Raw genomic sequence first — 19455 nt, 5'->3', positions numbered from 1 at the left:
GAGATGTTGTGATTACTTAATTTATCTTTAATTCTTCCAAAGTTCTGGCATTTTCTGATCACGTAACGGAACAAATACTAAGTTATCATCTCTATCATCTGAATTTACAAAATGCTGAAAACGTTTTTTAATCTCTTCGTTTTCTATAGCTTGTTTCCACTCACATTCGTAAGCATCTACTAAGAATTGCATTTCTTTTTCTAAATCTTCAACAATATTTAAACTATCTTCAACAACCACTTTTTTCAATTGTTCTATTCCGCCTTCTAATTTATCTAACCAAGCAGCAGTTCTCATTAACGGAGCAGCCGTTTGTATGTAATAAATTAAGTATCTGTCTAAATATTTTATAACCGTTTCGTTGTCTATTTTTTCTGCTAATAACTGAGCATGTCTTGGTGTTGCTCCACCGTTTCCACCAACATACAAATTCCAACCACCTTCTACAGCAATAATTCCAAAATCTTTACCTCTCGCTTCTGCACATTCACGGATACAACCAGAAACTCCACCTTTAATCTTATGCGGAGAACGCAATCCTTTATACCTGTTTTCTAACTCAATAGCAAACGTGATACTTTCATCTAAACCATAACGACACCATGTAGAACCGACACAACTTTTAACAGTTCTTAAAGATTTTCCATAAGCATGTCCACTTTCAAAACCAGCAGCAATTAACTCTTTCCAAATAGCTGGTAAATCGTTTAACTCTGCACCAAAGAAATCGATACGAGCTCCACCGGTAATTTTTGTGTATAAATTGTATTTCGATCCAATTTGGCCTAGAACAATTAAATCTTCTGGAGTAACTTCTCCACCAGCAATTCTTGGCACTACAGAATAGGTTCCGTTACGCTGAATGTTTGCTAAAAATTTATCGTTTGTATCTTGAGTAACATCTTCTTTATTTGGCGTGTCATTATATAAACTTGCAAAAATTGAAGAAACCAAAGGCTTACAAGTTTCGCAACCATGTCCGGTTCCACAAGCATCTAAAACTTCATTAAAAGAAGTCAGTTTTTTAGCTTTTATAATTCCGTATAATTCTTGACGGCTATATTCAAAATGTTCACAAATTACATTTTTAACCGTTTTACCAAGAGATTTCAAGGTTTCGTTTACCAAATCTGTAACCATTGGTTTACAACCACCACAACTTGTACTTGCTTTTGTTGATGAAATAACTCCGGCTAAATCTTCACAAGAACCATCTTTTATGGCTCCACAAATCTGACCTTTTGTTACATTCTCACAAGAACAAATTTGCGCTTCGTCTGGTAAATCTAAAGCACTACCAAAAGCACCGCCTTCTGTTGCTGGCAATATTAATTGTGCTGCATCTTCTGGAATTGGCATTCCGTTTAAATATACTTGGTGCAACATATTATAGTCCGATGCATCACCAACTAAGATTCCTCCTAATAAAGATTTACCATCTAAACTAACGTTAATTCTTTTATATAAATGCTGAGTTTTATTTTCGAAAATAACTGAATGTCCTTTTGATGCTGGCATAAAAGGTTCTCCAAAACTTGCTACATCTACTCCAATTAATTTTAATTTGGTAGACATGTCAATTTCAGCAGGCATTAATTCTTCTACATTTCCAATAATTTGATTTACTGCAACGCCCGCCATATCATAACCAGGAGCCACCAAACCAAAAATCATTTGGTTGTACAAAGCAACTTCTCCAATTGCAAAAATACTTGGATCGGAAGTTTGCATTTTATTGTCTACTACAATTCCGCCACGAACACCCATTTCTAAACCAGACACTTTACCTAGCTCATCTCTCGGTCTAATTCCGGCAGAAACTACTAACATTTCAACATCTAAAACATCGTCTTCGCCAAACTCCATTCCGGTAATACATGTATCACCTAAAATTTGATTGGTTGCTTTGTTTAAATGAATATTTAATCCTATAGACTCTAATTTTAATTGCAATACGTTACTACTTCTAGAATCTAATTGTCTTGGCATTAACTTAGAGGCAAACTCTACAATATGAGGTTCTAATCCCATATCCATAACGGCTTTACCAGCTTCTAAACCTAACAATCCTCCTCCTAAAACGGCAGCTCTTGCATTTGGGTTTTTATCTTTCAGTTTTGCTGCATATGCCAACATTCCTTCTAAATCTTCTATGGTTCTGTATACAAAAACCCCTTCTTTTTCTACGCCTTTAATTGGCGGAACAAAAGCAGAAGACCCCGTAGCTAATACTAAGTAATCGTAAGAAAACTCTCTATCGTTTGCCGTAGTAATTACTTTAGATTTTCTATTGATTTCCGAAACTCTTTCATCAACAATTAAATCGATATTGTTTTCTTTATACCATTCTGCAGGTGCCATTTCTAAGGCTTTTGCATCTTGATTTTCGAAAAACTCACTTAAATGAACTCTATCATAAGCAGGTCTTGGTTCTTCACCAAAAACAATAACTTTAAAATCTTTACTTTCTGGAGTTGCTGCAAATTTTTCACAAAATTTATAACCAACCATTCCGTTTCCGACAACTATAACTGTTTTCATAATTACGTATTTGAATTACAAAACTAAGTATTATTACGTATTAATACTTATTAAAAGTAATAAACTTTACGTATTTATCAAATTATTATCGATTTAAAGGAATGAATACTTATAAATTTGATTTTATTTAAAATTAAGTAATTAGAATTGTTAATAGTGTATTTAAGCTTTTATCCAATTACTGTTTTTAATATCTTTACCATTCACACTTAATTATTTTTTTTAATGGACGATTTTTTACTGTATTTTAAAATGGGTTTAAACCATGTGTTAGATTTATCTGCTTACGATCATATTTTATTTTTGATTGTGTTAGCTGTTGTATTTAGCTTTAAACAATGGAAAAAAGTTTTATGGTTAGTAACCTTATTTACAATTGGTCATTCTGTTACTTTGGCATTATCTGCTTACGGAATTCTAAAAATTAGAATAGATATTATTGAATATTTAATTCCGGTAACCATTTTTATAACTGGAGCAATTAATGTTTTTACAGCAAAAAATACTACTTCTGGTAACCAAAACATCAACTTAATATTTGCCTTGTTTTTTGGTTTAATTCACGGTTTAGGGTTTTCTAACTATTTTAAAATGATGGTTGGTAAAGAAGAAAATAAATTGTTTCCGCTATTAGAATTTGCATTAGGTATAGAAGCTGCTCAAATTATTATTGTCTTAGGTATTTTAATTGTTGGTACATTACTTCAAAACTTTTTTAGAGTTAGCAGAAGAGATTGGATTTTAGTTTGCTCGTCTATTGTAATTGGTTTTTCTATACAAATGATGCTAGATAGAGTATTTTGGTAAGCCTTAAAATTTAAAGTATTAAACTGCTGTTTGCAGACTAGCTGCGTTAGGGATTGCAGTGAAAATCCTTTTTATGAAGGATGAATAAAAAGATTGTAGCGGAAAGCCCGACCTATAAGGGAACGCCCAAAAAATTATTCATAACAGCTGAAAATAAATTTTGTCTAATTATTAACGTCATATTTATCTAAATCTTTTTACTTTCGTTCTGTATGACTGAAAAGAAACAATTAAAATACGATAGGGCTTATTTAAAAATGGCTCGCGAATGGGGGAAACTCTCTCATTGCAAACGTAAACAAGTAGGCGCGTTAATTGTAAAAGGCAGAATGATCATTTCTGATGGCTTTAACGGAACACCTACTGGTTTTGATAATTCTTGCGAAGATTGTAATGGAGTTACAAAGTGGGAAGTTTTACACGCAGAAGCAAATGCCATCTTAAAAGTGGCGTCTTCTACACAATCTGCAGAGGGTGCAACCTTATATATTACCTTATCTCCATGTACTCAGTGCAGCAAATTAATTCACCAAGCAGGAATAAAACGTGTTGTGTATGCAGAATCATACAAAGATACTTCTGGTATCAATTTTCTAGAAAAAGCAGGCGTAGAAATTATGCATTTACCTTATGAAGAATAGAAACAACCTCCCTATATACTTGTCTTTAGCAGTTATTTTTGGTTTACTTATTGGACTTTCGCTTAACGGAAGTGGTAGCAATATGTTGTCTTTAAATAAAAATTCGTCTCAAGAACTAAAAATAAGAAAACTTATTAATTTTATTGAAAAAGACTACGTAGATACTGTAAATACAGAAAGTCTTTTAGACGGAGCTATTACGCAAATGTTGGGTAAACTAGATCCACATTCTGTTTATATTCCTAAAGAAAAGCTGCAAGCGGTTACAGAAAACATGCAAGGTAACTTTGTAGGAATCGGCGTTCAGTTTAGAATGATTGAAGATTCAATTACCGTTATTCAACCTATAAAAGGTGGCCCAAGTATAAAAGCCGGAATTAAGGCAGGAGACCGAATTTTAATGGCTAACAAAGATACTTTGTATGGTAAAAAAATGTACACCGATAAAGTGCCTGGTTATTTAAAAGGGAAACCAAACACCAAGGTTGCGCTTAAAATTTATAGAAAAAGTAACGATTCTACTTTTACCGTTTCCGTGACTCGAGGTAATGTTAATATTAAAAGTGTTGATTTAGCATATATGGTGAACGATTCTGTTGGTTATATTAAATTAGATCGTTTTGCAAGAAATACTTACAGTGAATTTAAATCTGCATTAAACACCTTAATTGATGATGGAATGACTGATTTAATTCTTGACATTAGAGGCAATGGTGGTGGTTTTATAGACATTGCAAATAGTATTATTGATGAATTTTTAGAAGATGATAAACTGATTGTTTTTACCAAAAACAATAAAAACGAAATTGATGAATCTTTTGCAACGTCTAAAGGTGATTTTGAAAAAGGTGGTTTGTATGTTTTAATTGATGAAAACTCTGCTTCTGCATCAGAAATTTTAGCTGGTGCTTTACAAGATAACGATAAAGGAACTATTATTGGAAGACGTTCTTTTGGTAAAGGTTTGGTACAAATAGAAATGGATTTAGGCGATGGTTCTGCTGTGCGTTTAACAACGGCTCGTTATTATACGCCAACCGGTAGATCTATTCAAAAACCCTATGACCACAAAGGAAATAAGAATTATTATACAGATTATCAAAAGAGAGTTTCTAATGGTGAACTACTAAGTAAAGACAGCATAAAAGTAGTAGATTCTTTAAAATACACCACTCCTAAAGGAAAGGTTGTTTACGGTGGTGGCGGAATTATTCCGGATGTTTTTGTACCAATAGACACTACTTCTTACATGAATGGTTATTACTTTAATACTATTAATGATTTTGCTTTTGATTATGTTGATAACAATAGAAAAAAGCTACAAAAATGGACAATAGATAGTTTTATTACTGATTTTGATACAGATGATACTGTTTTTAATATTTATTTATCTGATATTAAAGATGCCTATAAACCTTCTTTAACAACCAAAAAAAGCTTAAAAAAATACCTAAAAGCTTCTATTGCAAACACGCTTTTTGGCGATGTTGGCTTTTACCGAATTATGCACCAGGATGATAAAATGATTCAGAAGGTTTTGGAATTGGAGAGTGAGAAGTAGTTTGTAGTTTTAGTTGATCGTTTTACAATAGCAATATTGAATGTTTTACACTGTTTGTCTTTTAGAATGTAGAGAGAAATCACATAATATTATTTGTTGTTTTGGAATCACTGTTATGAGATTTCTCCTAACGTCGAAATGACAATTTGGGTGTTTTTTCATACAGTTTGTCATTCCGAAATGAGCTTTTTTCAAGCGATTGAGGAATCTCATGATTTGCTCATGTTTGTGGTATCACGGTTATGAGGCTTCTCAATACTTCGCAGTGACAAGTTGTAAGTTTTTTGCGTTCAATTTTGTGATTTCGAACGGAGAGAGAAATCTCATAAAATTGCTTTTTGTTATAGTATCACTGTTATGAGATTTCTCCTTGCGTCGAAATGACAATTTGGGTGTTTAATTTTGTGAAATCACTGCTATGAGACTTCTAAATACTTCACAGTGACAAGTTGTGTGTTTTTTTTGCATTCATTTTTATGACTTCAAAATAAGCTCTTTAGCGATTGAGAAATCTCACTATCTTATAAAAGGAAATTGCAATTCCTAAGACATAAAAATACACTAGATTATTTGTTGAAATTAGTTTTTTATAATGAAAAAAGGGGATACTTTTGCATCATAAATTTTTGGTTTTATATTCAATAAATTGAATTAAAATTAAAAGGGAATCAGGTAGTTTTTTTAAGCCTGAGCTGTTCCCGCAACTGTAAGCATTGTCTAATTAGATTATCGTTATTTCTTACACCACTGTCTTTACAAAAGACGGGAAGGTTTTAACAAAATGCAAGCCAGGAGACCTGCCAAAAATTATATTCGTCTTTTTTAACTTTCGGGAGAAAAGTTAAAAAGAAATACGTGTCATATACATGGTTTTTCCGCTTTTTAATAAGAGTAAGAACTTGCCTATTTTGTTATTTAAAATTTTAAAATCAATCATAATGAAAAGTTGTCTAACTAGATTAGCCTTAATTGGCTTATTATTTGCAGTATCTTGTACTAAAAAAGATGTAGTTCCTGAAGCTCCAATAACCTACAATAATGCCTTTATCTTATCTCTAGAAAGTGATAAAACAGCACTTACATTTCTAGACGAAAATCAAATTGCAACACCAAACGTTACGGTATCTGAAAATGCAGAAAGCACCTCTTTTTCTAACTATAATAATCAACTATATATTGTAAGTCAAAATGGACCATCATATATTTCTAAAGTTAACCTAGAAACATTAAGTGTAGAAGAATCTATAACTTCTTCTAACGTATCTTCTCCATCTTATTTACAAATGTATTCTAACACGGATGGTTTGGTAATTAATACCTCTGGAAGTGGAAGAAGTAGAAATTACAATCTTTGCCATGTAAATACTACTACTGGTATTGGTGATGCTATAAGTGAGGTTTCTAATGAAATTCTTTTTAACAATGCTGCACTAATTGTAGATGCAGAAAATGTGTTAATTGCAGATGGAAAGGAATTAGTTGTAATGAATATGACTACTAAAGAGTTTACTTCTGTAATAACTTTTGATGATAGTATTTCTGGACTTTTAAAAGATAAAAACGAAACTATTTGGGTAGCAAAAGAAAAAAGAGCCACAGCTGCCACCTTTACAAAACTAAATGCAGACTATTCTATTAACGAAACAGTAACTGTTACAGATGATGTTATTAATTTATATACAAACAGTATTTTAACAATGAACTCAGAAAGTGTGAATGCTTTTTGGTCTGAATCTGCATCTGGAAAAATTTACACTTTTAATACAGAAACCAAAGTAATTGAAGAGTTTGCAGCACCAATTAACGACGGAATTGCATTTAACACAGTTGTAAAACAACACCCAAATACGAAACAAGTTTACGTTATCGGTTTAAAGGATTTTATAGATCCAGATAATAGTGGTTTAGTAATTTATAACGCCGATAAAACGGTAGCAAAAACGGTAGATAACGTAGGAGCTTCTCCAATAGATATTTACTTTTCTGCTAAAGAGTTTGAAATCTAAAACAAGTACCCTAAAATAAATCTACAAGGAAATACTTTGTAGATTTATTTTTTCAAAAAATCGATACAATTTTCAGTTACCTCTTCTAATTCTTTAGACATGTTTTCTTTTTTCCAAGGATGAGAAACATTAAAAACATGATCTGCATTTTTAATAACTTCAAATTGACTTTCAGCATTCCAAGAATGTATATTTTTACCTTCATCTATAGAAACAGAGGTATCTTTATCTCCGTGAATTATTAACTGTGGAATTTTTAAATTTTCTACCGCTTTCTGAATATTTAAACGCTCTTCGTTTTCTTTAAAATCTAAATAAAACTGATAGAAATGCGGCATATTCTGTTTTGTTCGTCCATTTAAAACGTATTTAACACCTGTTTTTTTCCAGTTCTCTAAATCGCCAATGGTTGAGCTTCTAGAGCCAAAATCGCACACTGCAGCTAAGGAAATTACTTTTTTTACTCTTGCATCTTCATTTGCTTTTAGCAATACAATTCCGCCACCTCTACTATGTCCGATTATTGAAATATCATTTATTTCAACTTCATTTTTATATTTTTCTTCGGATGAAATCCAATCCATAACACTTTCTAAATCGTCTAGTTCTTTGGTATAATTATTATTTCCAAAAGCTTCTAAATCCGGAAAATCTATAGGGTTTTCAGCGGTACCTCCGTTATGAGAAAAGTTGAATTTTATAAAGAAAAAACCTGCTTCTGCAAACGCTTCCGCCATTAAATTCCAAGCTCCCCAATCTTTAAAACCTTTGTACCCATGACAGAAAATAACTACTTTTTTTGGTTGATGATTCTCTTTGTAAAAAACATCTGCAACAATAGCTTTACTGTGTTTTCCTTGAACGATTAAGTTTTTTAAAATTTTCATATTCTCTTTAAATAAATAGTTTTATAAATGTAAAAACAGCTACTAAACCTGTTATTATGGATAAAATTAGATTGATATCTTTTGTGAGTTTCCCTGTTTTCTGTTGAATTACTTTTGCAAATTTCCCGTATAAAAATAGGATATAAAATGTTCCTAAAACAGATCCTAACGTAAAAAATAGTACAGAAACAGTATCAAAACTAAACAACTTAAAAACATCCAACGTAATAATGGTTCCACTAAAAAAAGGAATGCCAAACATGTTTAAAACAGATAGTGAAATACCAGTTAGTAGGGGATTTATTTCTTTGATATTTACCTCATCAATTTTTATTTTCCCTTTTTTTGATTCATTATAAAAATAATAAGATAAAGCTATAAAAACAACGATTCCTGCTTTTTCTAAAGTATCTAAAATGGTAGGGTTTTGCGCAATGTATTTGGTTAAAACAACCGCTATTATCACCTGAGGAATGATAATTAAAGAAACTCCGAATGCATATTTATTAGCTGCTAATTTCCCTTTTTCTAAGCTAATTTTTAACGCAGTCATATTTAACATACTTGGCGTTATAGAACCAGCGAAAGAAAAAATAAACCCGAAGAAAAAGAGTAAAAAGATATTCAAAATAAATTATTTGTAAAGTAGAAAAACAAAGTTTCCTACCGCAACTACACCTGTTAAACTACCTAAAATAAAATCCATTTTAGAAGCAATAAAAGTTAGTTTGTGTTCAATATTTTTAGCAATAATAGCATACAATGAATATAGTGTAAAAGAACCAATTGTAGAACCAATTGAAAAATAAAATCCATTTAAATAAGAATATTCAAAGTATTCTACCCCTATTAAAATAGAAATAGTTGTAAAATAAAACGGAATTGCAATGGTATTTAAAAGAGACATTCCAATACCATGTAAATAGGCTTTAGATTTAGGTATTTCTTCTTTTACCTTCTTTTCTTTTGATGTAAAATACAATCTAAAAAAGTTAATAGATAGCAGCAAGAGAATACCTGTACCTATTTTTTGTAATAAGGTTATGTATTCTGAGTTTTCCATTAAAATACTCGATAAATAAGCACCTATATTGGCTTGAAAAAATAAAACGGTAGCATACCCTCCAATAAGATAAAAAGCTGCTTTTTTTCCATTCCTTAGACTGAATTTAACGACTGTTAAGTTTAAAAAACTAGGTGTTATACTACCTAAAATAGCAACACCGAAACCTAAGAAAATAAAAATTAAAAAGCTCATAAATTGTTTTATATAGGCAAATAAACAAAAAAACGCGTCAAAAAATTGACGCGTTTCATTTATATTATAACTTATAAGAGTTCTATTAAACTACACCTTGTGCTAACATTGCATCTGCAACTTTTACAAAACCAGCAATATTTGCTCCTTTTATATAATCTACAGATCCATCTTCATTTTTACCATATTCTACACAAGAATCATGTATTTTTTGCATGATTTCTTTTAACCTTTCCTCTACTTTTTCTCTAGACCAGTTTAATCTTAATGAATTTTGACTCATTTCTAAACCAGAAGTTGCAACACCACCAGCATTAGATGCTTTTCCTGGAGCAAATAAGATTTTTGCTTTTTGATATTCATGAACAGCCTCTGGTGTAGAAGGCATATTTGCCCCCTCAGTAACACACATACAACCGTTGTTAATTAATGTTTTTGCTTCCTCACCATTTAACTCATTTTGAGTTGCACATGGCAATGCAATATCACATTTAACAGACCAAGGTCTTTCTCCTTTAAAATACTTTGCATTTGGATATTTTTCTAAATATTCGCTAATTCTACCACGCTTTTCATTTTTAAGATACATCACATGGTTTAACTTTTCTGTATCAATACCATCTTCATCATAAATATATCCTCCAGAATCTGAAAGCGTTAATACTTTTGCTCCAAATTCAATAGATTTTTCAGCAGCATATTGTGCAACATTTCCAGATCCAGAAATCACTACATTCTTACCTTTAAAAGAGTCGTTTTTAAGTTTTAACATAGATGCTGCAAAATATACAGTTCCGTAACCTGTAGCTTCTGGTCTTATTAGTGAGCCACCATATTCAATCCCTTTTCCTGTTAAAATACCAGTAAATTCTGTTCTTAATTTTTTATACATTCCAAACAAATACCCTATTTCTCTTGCTCCAACTCCAATATCTCCTGCTGGCACATCTGTATTTGGTCCAATATGTTTTTGTAATTCACTCATAAAATTCTGACAAAAACTCATAATCTCACGATCAGATTTTCCTTTCGGATCAAAATCAGAACCACCTTTACCACCACCCATTGGTAATGTTGTTAAAGAGTTTTTAAACACTTGTTCAAAAGCCAAAAATTTTAAAATACTTGCATTTACAGAAGGGTGAAATCTTAAACCACCTTTATAAGGTCCAATAGCAGAATTCATTTGAACTCTATACCCTCTATTAACTCTTATTTCTCCATCATCATCTGTCCATGTTACTCTAAAAGAAATTAATCTTTCAGGTTCTACCATTCTTAATAAAAGATTTTTACCGTAATATTTTTTATTTTCAAGAATAAAAGGAATTAACGTTTCTGCAACTTCTTTTACTGCTTGTAAAAATTCAGGTTCATGGCTGTTTCTTTTTTCAACCAACTGCATGAAATCTTCTATTTTGGACTCTATCTTTGTAAGCATTTTTTTGAATTTTATAAAAATTTAACGATAGCAAATATAAGTTATATTTAAGTTTTAGTAAAACTTAAGAGAATCAAACTTATGAATCTAACTTGATTGAAATTAAAACTATTAGCCTTCAATAAAATTTATTTAATCTTTATAAACCTTCTTATTATCCCTTTATTTTACTGCTTTTACTACTTTATAAATTCATTTTAAAAGACAAACATTACTGAGTTAAAATCTGTAAAAACCCAGCTCTTTTACGTTTTATAATTCTCTTACATTCAATAGCATACATAAAATATTATTTCTACAAAAAGCAAAAAAAAAACGCATCAATAAAATTGATGCGCTTTAGTATTTAATTTATTTATTTTTATACAACTCCTAAATCTAACATAGAATCTGCTACTTTAATAAAACCAGCAATATTTGCTCCTTTTACATAATTTACATAGCCATCTTCTTCTGTTCCGTATATTAAACAAGCTGTATGAATTGAATGCATTATTTGATGTAATTTTTCATCTACTTCATCTTTAGTCCAGTTTAGTTTCATTGCATTTTGAGACATTTCTAAACCAGAAACTCCAACTCCACCAGCATTTACTGCTTTACCAGGTGCGTATAAAATTTTAGCATCATGAAATGCATGAACAGCTTCTGGAGTACAACCCATATTAGAAACTTCTGCAACATATTGCACGCCATTTGCAACTAATTTTAAGGCATCTTCTCCATTTAATTCATTTTGAGTAGCACAAGGCATTGCAATATCACATTTTACACTCCATGGCTTTTCATTAGGATAAAACTTTGCTTCTGGAAACTCAATTGCATACGGAGAAACAATATCATTATTAGATGCTCTTAACTGTAATAAGTAACTAATTTTATCATCATCTAACCCTTTTTCATCGTAAATATATCCATCAGGACCAGAAATTGTAACTACTTTTCCGCCTAATTCTGTAATTTTTAAAGCCACACCCCACGTTACGTTTCCAAAACCAGAAAGCGCTACTGTTTTACCTTTAAAATTATCATTTTTAGTTTCTAATATTTCTTTTGTAAAGTAAACTCCACCAAAACCTGTTGCTTCAGGTCTTATTAAGCTTCCTCCCCAGTTTAAACCTTTTCCTGTAAAAACACCTGTATGTTCTTGTTGTAATTTTTTATACATACCATACATAAACCCAATTTCTCTACCACCTGTCCCAATATCTCCAGCTGGTACATCTGTACTTGGTCCAATCATTCTCCATAACTCTAGCATAAATGCTTGGCAAAAACGCATAATTTCGGTATCCGATTTTCCTTTTGGATTAAAGTCAGAACCACCTTTTCCACCTCCCATTGGTAGTGTTGTTAAGGCATTTTTAAATATTTGCTCGAATCCTAAAAACTTTAAAATACTTAAATTTACACTTGGGTGTAAGCGAATACCTCCTTTGTATGGACCTATGGCATTGTTAAATTGCACTCTATGCCCAATATTTACCTGAACCTGTCCTGCATCATCAATCCAAGAAATTCTAAAGGTTAAAATTCTATCTGGTTCTACTAAACGTTCAATAATTTTAGCGGCTTCGTATTGTGGATTTTCATTATAAATTGTCTCAATAGACTCTAAAACCTCTTTAACAGCCTGTAAATATTCTTTTTCACCAGGGTGTTTTGTTTCCAAATTTGTTAAAATTTCTTTTACATTCATAATGGTATAATTAGTAATTTTTATTGAATAACTTATACTTCAAAAATACATTTTAAAATTGATTTTAAAATAAAATTTTCAGCATGTTTTTTGATAATTAACAATATTTTATCTCTTTTCTAAGAATTTGAATATTAATTCATTTATTTGAAGTGTTTTTTTATAAAATATACATTTTACATAAATCCTTCTGGAGGCAATTCTTCAAATGATTCTTCTATATTTGAAGTACTGTTTTCCAAAGAGATACCTTCTTTAAAAATAGCTGCTTTATTATTTTCTCCATCAATAATAACAGTAAGGTCATTTTTAAAAGAAATATGCCTTAAAAAAGAATCTTCAAAATCTGCTTCTTGTTCGTTTAAGTAATCAACATCAAAAAAGCCATCTTTTATAAACGGATTGATGGTTAAATACCCTACTTTAAAAGATGTTAAATTTTGAAAAAAATGAGTTCCTTGACTCGGGTCTATTCTAAAATCATTTAAACCGGACTCAACTATTATTTTTGCTGCAGAAATTTGAGACCAAAGTACTGGAATACCTAACCAAGAATCGCTAGATCCCCAACGCCCAGGTCCCACTAAAATATAGGGTTTGTCTAGTGCTACAAATTTTTTATTAATTTCTTCAACGGCACTTGCAATATCTCTTGTATTTGCCGAATTAAACGTTTCTGGCTTTACATAAACTACATCACAAATGTTTTCATATTTACCATTTCCTAAAGCAGATTCAGAATAAATGATAGTTTCAGAAATATCTAAATTTTCAGGTAATTTACTTACGGTTTCCATACTTTCTATAATGGGCCTTATCTGCAAAAAGCTAAATTCTTTTGGTTTACCTGCAGGAACATCTAACTTTACAGCAAATTCTATTTCTATAGGGCTTCTCATTTCTCGTTGCCCAACACGTAAGAGTTCTTGTAAAATTTCTGGCAATGGAAACGTATTGTATTTTAAAATATTATCGAACGTAATTACTCGAATACCATCTTGCATTACACCTGGTCTAATCATATTATTTTGTAAATCATAGGTAGATGCGACAAACTTTAAAGACCCGTGATTTTCTGCTTTTCTAATCGTTACCTTCTTTTTATTGATGGCTTCACAAGTGGAAACTTTATAACTATCCGGATTCAAATCTAAACCATAAAAATACTGTTGCGTTTCTCTTTGTGTGGAGCCGGGAGAAGATAGTTGTAATATTTTTTTGGGATAAGATGGTGAAAAACGTAATGTTTGTCCGCCACCCACAATTATTTCCCCTAAACCTAGAGCAATATTTGCAATTCCTTCACTTGCCTTTTCATCTCCAATGGGATAAAAATTAATAGAACGTGCTACTCCAGAAATATTTGGATAATATACATCTTGATATGGCTTACCAATAACTTCTTGTAAAATTACAGCCATTTTATCTTCTTCTATAGTATGTGATATTGCTTTTAAATACAATTTACTGTTTTCAAAAAAAGCAGATGCTATAACAGATTTAATTGCATTAGCAACCATTTCAACTTTTTTGTTTATTTCAGAATTCGGAATCATGTAGGTTGCAAAAACACCTGCAAAAGGCTGATAATTTGAGTCCTCTAACATACTAGAGGAACGCACTGCAATAGGACAAGTAGTGGTTTTTAAAAATGCTCTAATATCTTCTAAAGCCCATTCTGGTAAATCTTTAGAAATAAATTCGTGTAATATTTTATCATCATCTGTACATTTTGCTGCAAATTTTATTAGTTTATGGGTTTCTATAAACTGATCAAAAACCTCTGTACTTATTACAACAGTTCTTGGTATGGTAATGCTTACGTTTTTATATTTGTTATATAAATTATTCCGTTTTAAAAAGGAATCTATAAAAGCCAAACCTCTTGCTTTACCTCCTAAAGCACCTTCTCCTATTCTTGCATAACCAACAAACTCATCGTATTTATCTTTATTAAACTTTACAATTACACCTCTAGATCTGTAAACTAAATATGCCTTAATAGAATTAAGTAAGAAATCTCTTATTTGACCATTGTTTTCAAATTCATCATATTCTATAACGCTCAATAAATCTGCTAAAGGAAACAGTGCTCTAGATTTTAACCATTTAGAAAACTCACTTCTTTTTGCGTGATACATCAAACAATCTTCAGAAACATTCTTTATAGCTTTTTGAAATTCACCTAAATCTTTGGCTGTTGCTAAAACTTTCATTTGAGTAGGATCCCAAAACTCGAAATCTCCAAAAGCAAAGTATTTTATAATATAATTTTTAATATCAACACCTAAAGTTTCTGAATGTTTATATAAAAATTTACCTTTCAATTCTAACGTTCGCCTCTCATTATTTTCATTAGATGATTGCATTAAAAAAGGAAAATAACGTTTGTATTTTCTTACATAATCTAATAATAAAAAACCTGCTTCTTTGTTTCTAACTCCGTCTTTAAAGTAATTAACATCAGATATTACACCTAGTAAATTTTCTTTGTAGGTATCAAACAAATCAATACCTTCCTCAAAAGTAGTGGCTAATAAAATTTTTGGTCTCCCTCGCATTAACAGCATTTTTCTATGCTCGTTTAATCCTTCAGACATTAACCCTTGCGTTTGTTTAAGGAGAATTTTATAAATAAGCGGAATATATCTAGAATAAAACTTCAGTGAATCTTCTACCAATAAAATAGCTTTAACACCAATCGTATTAATATCCGTTTCTGCATTCATTCTATCTTCGGTTAACTTAATAATTGCCAAAAATATGTCTGCATTACCATTCCAATGAAAAACAAAATCTATACTATCTGTATTTTCTTTTTGTAGCTTACTTCTCAATTGAGAAGAATGATGACTTAAAGCTGCAATAGGAACATCAGGAAAAGCTTCTTTAATTTTTTTTGATGTTTCAAAAGCATTATAATTACCAATATCTAACCAAGTAATAACAATGTCTATTTGATGAGTCTCCATCATTTTAATTGCTCTCTTTGCAGAATTTGCATGAATAAAATTTGGTGGATGCCTTAGGTTTAAAGAAGTGTATTCATTAAAAATTCGTTCTTCAATTCTACCATCTTCCTCAAGCATATAAAAATCGTAGTTAGAACAAACTATTAATACCTTATTAATCCTATTTTGCATTAATTTATCAAAAGTTACCTCTTTAAATGCATATGTTTTTAAATTAGATAAGATATTTTCTTTCATTATTATGCTGTTTTATATAATTTACAATATATTAATTTTCTAGTTTAGAACATTAATATATTACAAGTATTCAGCCAAAAATTAGATTCAACAAAAATAAAAATGTGTAAATTCGCGACCTAATTTAGTATGTAATGTTAGATAAAGTAAAAGAACTGATTGGTGATGTAAAGTCATTTAACGCAACCACAAAAGAAGAAGTTGAAACTTTTAGAATTAAATACCTAGGTAGCAAAGGCTTACTTAAGGATTTATTTGCTGAATTTAAAAATGTAGACGCAGAATTGCGTAAAGATTTTGGACAAGCATTAAATAATTTAAAAAAATCTGCAGAAGGAAAAGTTGCCGAGTTAAGCGAGTCTTTAGACAGTGCTAAGAGTAATAAATCTTTTTATGGAGACTTATCACGCCCTTCAGAGCCTATTAATTTGGGTTCTCGTCATCCAATTTCATTGGTAAGAAACCAAATTATTGATGTTTTTAATAGAATTGGTTTTACCGTTTCTGAAGGTCCAGAAATAGAAGATGACTGGCACAACTTTACAGCTTTAAACTTGCCAGAATATCACCCGGCAAGAGACATGCAAGACACGTTTTTTATAGAACAAGATCCAGATATTTTACTACGTACACATACATCTTCTGTACAGGTACGATATATGGAAGAAAATAAACCACCGATAAGAACAATTTCTCCAGGTAGAGTTTTTAGAAATGAAGATATTTCTGCAAGAGCACATTGTATTTTTCATCAAGTAGAAGGTTTGTATATTGATACAGATGTTTCTTTTGCCGATTTAAAACAAACCCTTTTGTACTTTACAAAAGAGATGTTTGGTAAATCTAAAATACGTTTGCGTCCTTCTTATTTCCCTTTTACAGAGCCAAGTGCAGAGGTAGATATTTATTGGGGATTAGAAACAGAAACAGATTATAAAATTACAAAAGGTACCGGTTGGTTAGAAATTATGGGATGCGGAATGGTAGACCCTAATGTATTGAAAAATGCAAACATAGATCCAACAAAATATTCTGGTTATGCTTTTGGAATGGGAATAGAACGTATTGCCATGTTGTTATACCAAATTCCTGATATTAGAATGTTTTATGAAAACGATAAACGTTTCTTAGAACAGTTTAAATCTGTTTTATAAAACCTAACAAGGAAAGAGTTAACAAGTTTGTATAATCGGTATTGTGAATTTTAATAGTAAAAAATAATTTAGATAATGAAATACTTTACACAATTTTGGGACGAAGAAAGAGATGATGAATATGCAGATTGGGGAACCTCAACTTGGTATTTTGAAACCAATGATGCAGACGAAGTTTTAAAACAAATTACGGTTTACAAAAACGAAAAAGTTACTAAATATAATGAAGATCATCTAGAAGATGAGTTTGGTGGTTTGTGCGAAGGCACATTAACCATAGATGAATGTGATGGAGATGCAATCTCTAAAGAAGAGTTTTATAAACTTTGGTAATTCTATAGTTACAAAAGAAAAATTTTTAAAAAAGCTTATTATCTAGACCTTTATCCGCTTTTAGCGGATAATAAACACATTCCAAACTTACATATTACAAAATTTAAAGCCGATATAACTATCGGCTTTTTCCTTTAACAAAAAATTAACTTCGTTAAGTTCGGTTTGTTCCGAACTAAAAATATATCTTTGCAAAGAATTTGACTGAAAATGAATAATTGAACTTCAAAAACAGTCTTAAAGCAAATAAAATGAAAGAAGAAATCTGTAAAATAAAAATGGACTTGGTTGAAAAACTAGGTGTGCATTTAGAAGACAGAGAACAATTAGCTCCAGTTGCAGCTCGTATTTTAGCTTACATCATCTTAACAGGTAAAAAAGGAGTCACTTTTGAAGATATGGTCACCATACTTTGTGCAAGTAAAAGCACCATTTCTACACACCTTAATCATTTACAAGATTTACATAAAATAGTGTATTTCACAAAAACAGGTGATCGTAAAAAATATTTTATCATTAATAAAGGAATGGTTCTTCAGCATATAGATAGTATGATAGATAAATGGAAAGAAGAGCGTGAAATGCATCTAGAAATAAAAAATTACAAAGAAACTATAAACAAGAATAAAATTGAAAATAAGGAAGAAAAGTTCGATCTAAATTTTCACGATGATTATATAAAATTTATAGACGGAGCAACAACCTCTGTAGAAGAATTAAAAACTAAAATAGCCAACCATAAATTCGATATTTAAACCAAGACAAAAAATGAAACATTATAAATTATTATCATTACTATCACTAGGAGTATTTTTAGTAGTTGCAAGTTGCACCAACAAAGAGCAACCAGCAGCCGCAGCAGCACAAGGTCCTGCACCTTCTTTTCCTGTAGTTACCATGCAACCTAAAACTGTTACAAGTTTTAATGAATACCCAACAAGTTTAGAAGGAGTTGTAAACAGTGCTGTTAGAGCAAAAGTATCTGGATACATTCAAAAAGTAATGGTAGACGAAGGTCAGAAAGTACGTAAAGGCCAAGTATTATTTAGACTAGAAACACAGTCTTTAAGTCAAGATGCTGGTGCAGCAAAAGCGCGTATTAATGTTGCACAAGTAGAAGTGAACAAATTAGTACCGTTAGTAGAAAAAAATATTATTAGTTCGGTTCAATTAGAAACTGCGAAAGCAAATTTAGCACAAGCCAAAGCAAACTATAGTAGTGTTTCTGCAAGTATCGCTTACGGAACTATTAGAAGTCAAGTAGATGGTTATGTAGGTGCTATTAATTATAGAGAAGGCGCATTGGTAAGTCCAGCAGATCCAACTCCATTAACAACCGTGAGTGATATTAGTAAAGTATATGCCTTTTTTAGTTTAAACGAAAGTGAATATTTAGACTTTTTACAAAATGCAGAAGGTAAAAACTTAGAAGAAAAATTGGCAAATTATGCTGAAATCAATTTGGTATTGGCAAACGGAAGCACGTATGCAGAAAAAGGTAAAATAGAAACAAGTACAGGACAAGTAAATAAAAATACAGGTACTGTTAGTTTAAGAGCTGTTTTTAACAATCCTAATCAACTATTAACCAATGGAAATAGTGGTAAAATTCAAATTCCAACTGTTTTCGAAAATGCAATTGTTGTTCCACAACAAGCAACTTATGAACAACAAGGAAATATTATGTTGTTTAAAGTAGGAGAAGATAACAAAGCAGAAACTTCAATTATTAAAGTAAAAGCAGCAGTAGGAAATTTATATGTAGTTGAATCTGGAATCAATTTAAAAGATAAGATTGTAGTATCTGGGGTTGGTAAATTAAGAAGTGGTACCGTTATTACACCACAAGACACTCCTTTTAATGATGCAATTAAACCTGTAGAAACTTTATTTAAAAACTAGCAAACCATAAACTTAT

Annotated in this window: 15 protein-coding genes and 1 riboswitch; of the genes, 8 read left to right on the top strand and 7 right to left on the bottom strand. The window is 30.9% G+C overall.

The window, feature by feature from the left end; translation table 11 throughout:
- Positions 1 to 27: 27 nt before the first annotated feature.
- Positions 28 to 2541 (bottom strand): nitrite reductase large subunit NirB, encoded by a 2514-nt coding sequence (gene nirB / locus WHD08_RS12040; protein ID WP_208890662.1) that lies wholly within the window; start codon positions 2539 to 2541, stop codon positions 28 to 30.
- Positions 2542 to 2766: 225 nt separating this feature from the next.
- Between nirB and WHD08_RS12035 the strand changes: the two genes are divergently transcribed.
- The 4 genes from WHD08_RS12035 to WHD08_RS12020 all read left to right on the top strand — a co-directional run bounded on the left by WHD08_RS12035 (position 2767) and on the right by WHD08_RS12020 (position 7556).
- The gene (locus WHD08_RS12035) at positions 2767 to 3348 is read left to right on the top strand and encodes a HupE/UreJ family protein (protein WP_208890663.1); all 582 of its coding nucleotides are present in this window, start codon (positions 2767 to 2769) and stop codon (positions 3346 to 3348) included.
- A 212-nt stretch (positions 3349 to 3560) separates the two neighbouring features.
- Positions 3561 to 3989 carry a deoxycytidylate deaminase gene (locus tag WHD08_RS12030; RefSeq protein WP_165731347.1) on the top strand — a complete coding sequence of 143 codons (429 nt, stop codon included), beginning with the start codon at positions 3561 to 3563 and terminating at the stop codon, positions 3987 to 3989.
- Positions 3979 to 5550: a S41 family peptidase gene (locus WHD08_RS12025; RefSeq protein WP_208890664.1), complete on the top strand. Its 1572-nt coding sequence runs from the start codon at positions 3979 to 3981 to the stop codon at positions 5548 to 5550. Before WHD08_RS12030 ends, WHD08_RS12025 begins: the two co-directional genes overlap by 11 nt.
- 610 nt (positions 5551 to 6160) lie before the next feature.
- Positions 6161 to 6368: riboswitch (cobalamin riboswitch) on the top strand.
- A 120-nt stretch (positions 6369 to 6488) separates the two neighbouring features.
- Positions 6489 to 7556 carry a DUF5074 domain-containing protein gene (locus WHD08_RS12020; RefSeq protein ID WP_208890665.1) on the top strand — a complete coding sequence of 356 codons (1068 nt, stop codon included), beginning with the start codon at positions 6489 to 6491 and terminating at the stop codon, positions 7554 to 7556.
- Positions 7557 to 7600: 44 nt separating this feature from the next.
- Here the strand turns inward: WHD08_RS12020 and WHD08_RS12015 are convergent, their stop codons facing one another.
- From WHD08_RS12015 to WHD08_RS11990, 6 genes are all read right to left on the bottom strand, one after another.
- On the bottom strand, positions 7601 to 8443 hold the full coding sequence (locus WHD08_RS12015) for an alpha/beta hydrolase family protein (protein ID WP_208890666.1): 843 nt from the start codon (positions 8441 to 8443) through the stop codon (positions 7601 to 7603).
- A gap of 7 nt (positions 8444 to 8450) precedes the next feature.
- Positions 8451 to 8996 (bottom strand): glutamate dehydrogenase, encoded by a 546-nt coding sequence (locus WHD08_RS12010; RefSeq protein ID WP_244183318.1) that lies wholly within the window; start codon positions 8994 to 8996, stop codon positions 8451 to 8453.
- An 81-nt stretch (positions 8997 to 9077) separates the two neighbouring features.
- Entirely contained in the window at positions 9078 to 9701 is a 624-nt protein-coding gene (locus WHD08_RS12005) for a LysE family translocator (protein WP_208890667.1), read from the bottom strand.
- An 85-nt stretch (positions 9702 to 9786) separates the two neighbouring features.
- Positions 9787 to 11142, bottom strand: coding sequence for an NADP-specific glutamate dehydrogenase (gdhA, locus tag WHD08_RS12000; protein WP_422894389.1), 1356 nt, complete (start codon positions 11140 to 11142; stop codon positions 9787 to 9789).
- Positions 11143 to 11503: 361 nt separating this feature from the next.
- Positions 11504 to 12841, bottom strand: coding sequence for an NADP-specific glutamate dehydrogenase (gdhA, locus tag WHD08_RS11995; protein ID WP_208890668.1), 1338 nt, complete (start codon positions 12839 to 12841; stop codon positions 11504 to 11506).
- Positions 12842 to 13017: 176 nt separating this feature from the next.
- Entirely contained in the window at positions 13018 to 16050 is a 3033-nt protein-coding gene (locus tag WHD08_RS11990) for a PEP/pyruvate-binding domain-containing protein (protein WP_208890669.1), read from the bottom strand.
- 134 nt (positions 16051 to 16184) lie between these two features.
- Between WHD08_RS11990 and pheS the strand changes: the two genes are divergently transcribed.
- The 4 genes from pheS (at position 16185) to WHD08_RS11970 (ending at position 19439) form a co-directional block, all read left to right on the top strand.
- Complete coding sequence (pheS, locus tag WHD08_RS11985) at positions 16185 to 17204, top strand: phenylalanine--tRNA ligase subunit alpha (protein WP_165731354.1); 1020 nt, start codon at positions 16185 to 16187, stop codon at positions 17202 to 17204.
- A 75-nt stretch (positions 17205 to 17279) separates the two neighbouring features.
- Positions 17280 to 17537, top strand: coding sequence for a hypothetical protein (locus WHD08_RS11980; RefSeq protein ID WP_165731355.1), 258 nt, complete (start codon positions 17280 to 17282; stop codon positions 17535 to 17537).
- 251 nt (positions 17538 to 17788) lie between these two features.
- Positions 17789 to 18292 carry a GbsR/MarR family transcriptional regulator gene (locus WHD08_RS11975; protein WP_165731356.1) on the top strand — a complete coding sequence of 168 codons (504 nt, stop codon included), beginning with the start codon at positions 17789 to 17791 and terminating at the stop codon, positions 18290 to 18292.
- A gap of 13 nt (positions 18293 to 18305) precedes the next feature.
- Entirely contained in the window at positions 18306 to 19439 is a 1134-nt protein-coding gene (locus tag WHD08_RS11970; protein ID WP_208890670.1) for an efflux RND transporter periplasmic adaptor subunit, read from the top strand.
- Positions 19440 to 19455 lie beyond the last annotated feature (16 nt).

Origin of the sequence: Polaribacter sejongensis (assembly GCF_038024065.1) — a bacterium.
Taxonomy (GTDB): domain Bacteria; phylum Bacteroidota; class Bacteroidia; order Flavobacteriales; family Flavobacteriaceae; genus Polaribacter; species Polaribacter sejongensis.
Note: the sequence above shows the minus strand (reverse complement) of the source record. Positions and strands in the feature narration are given on the sequence as shown.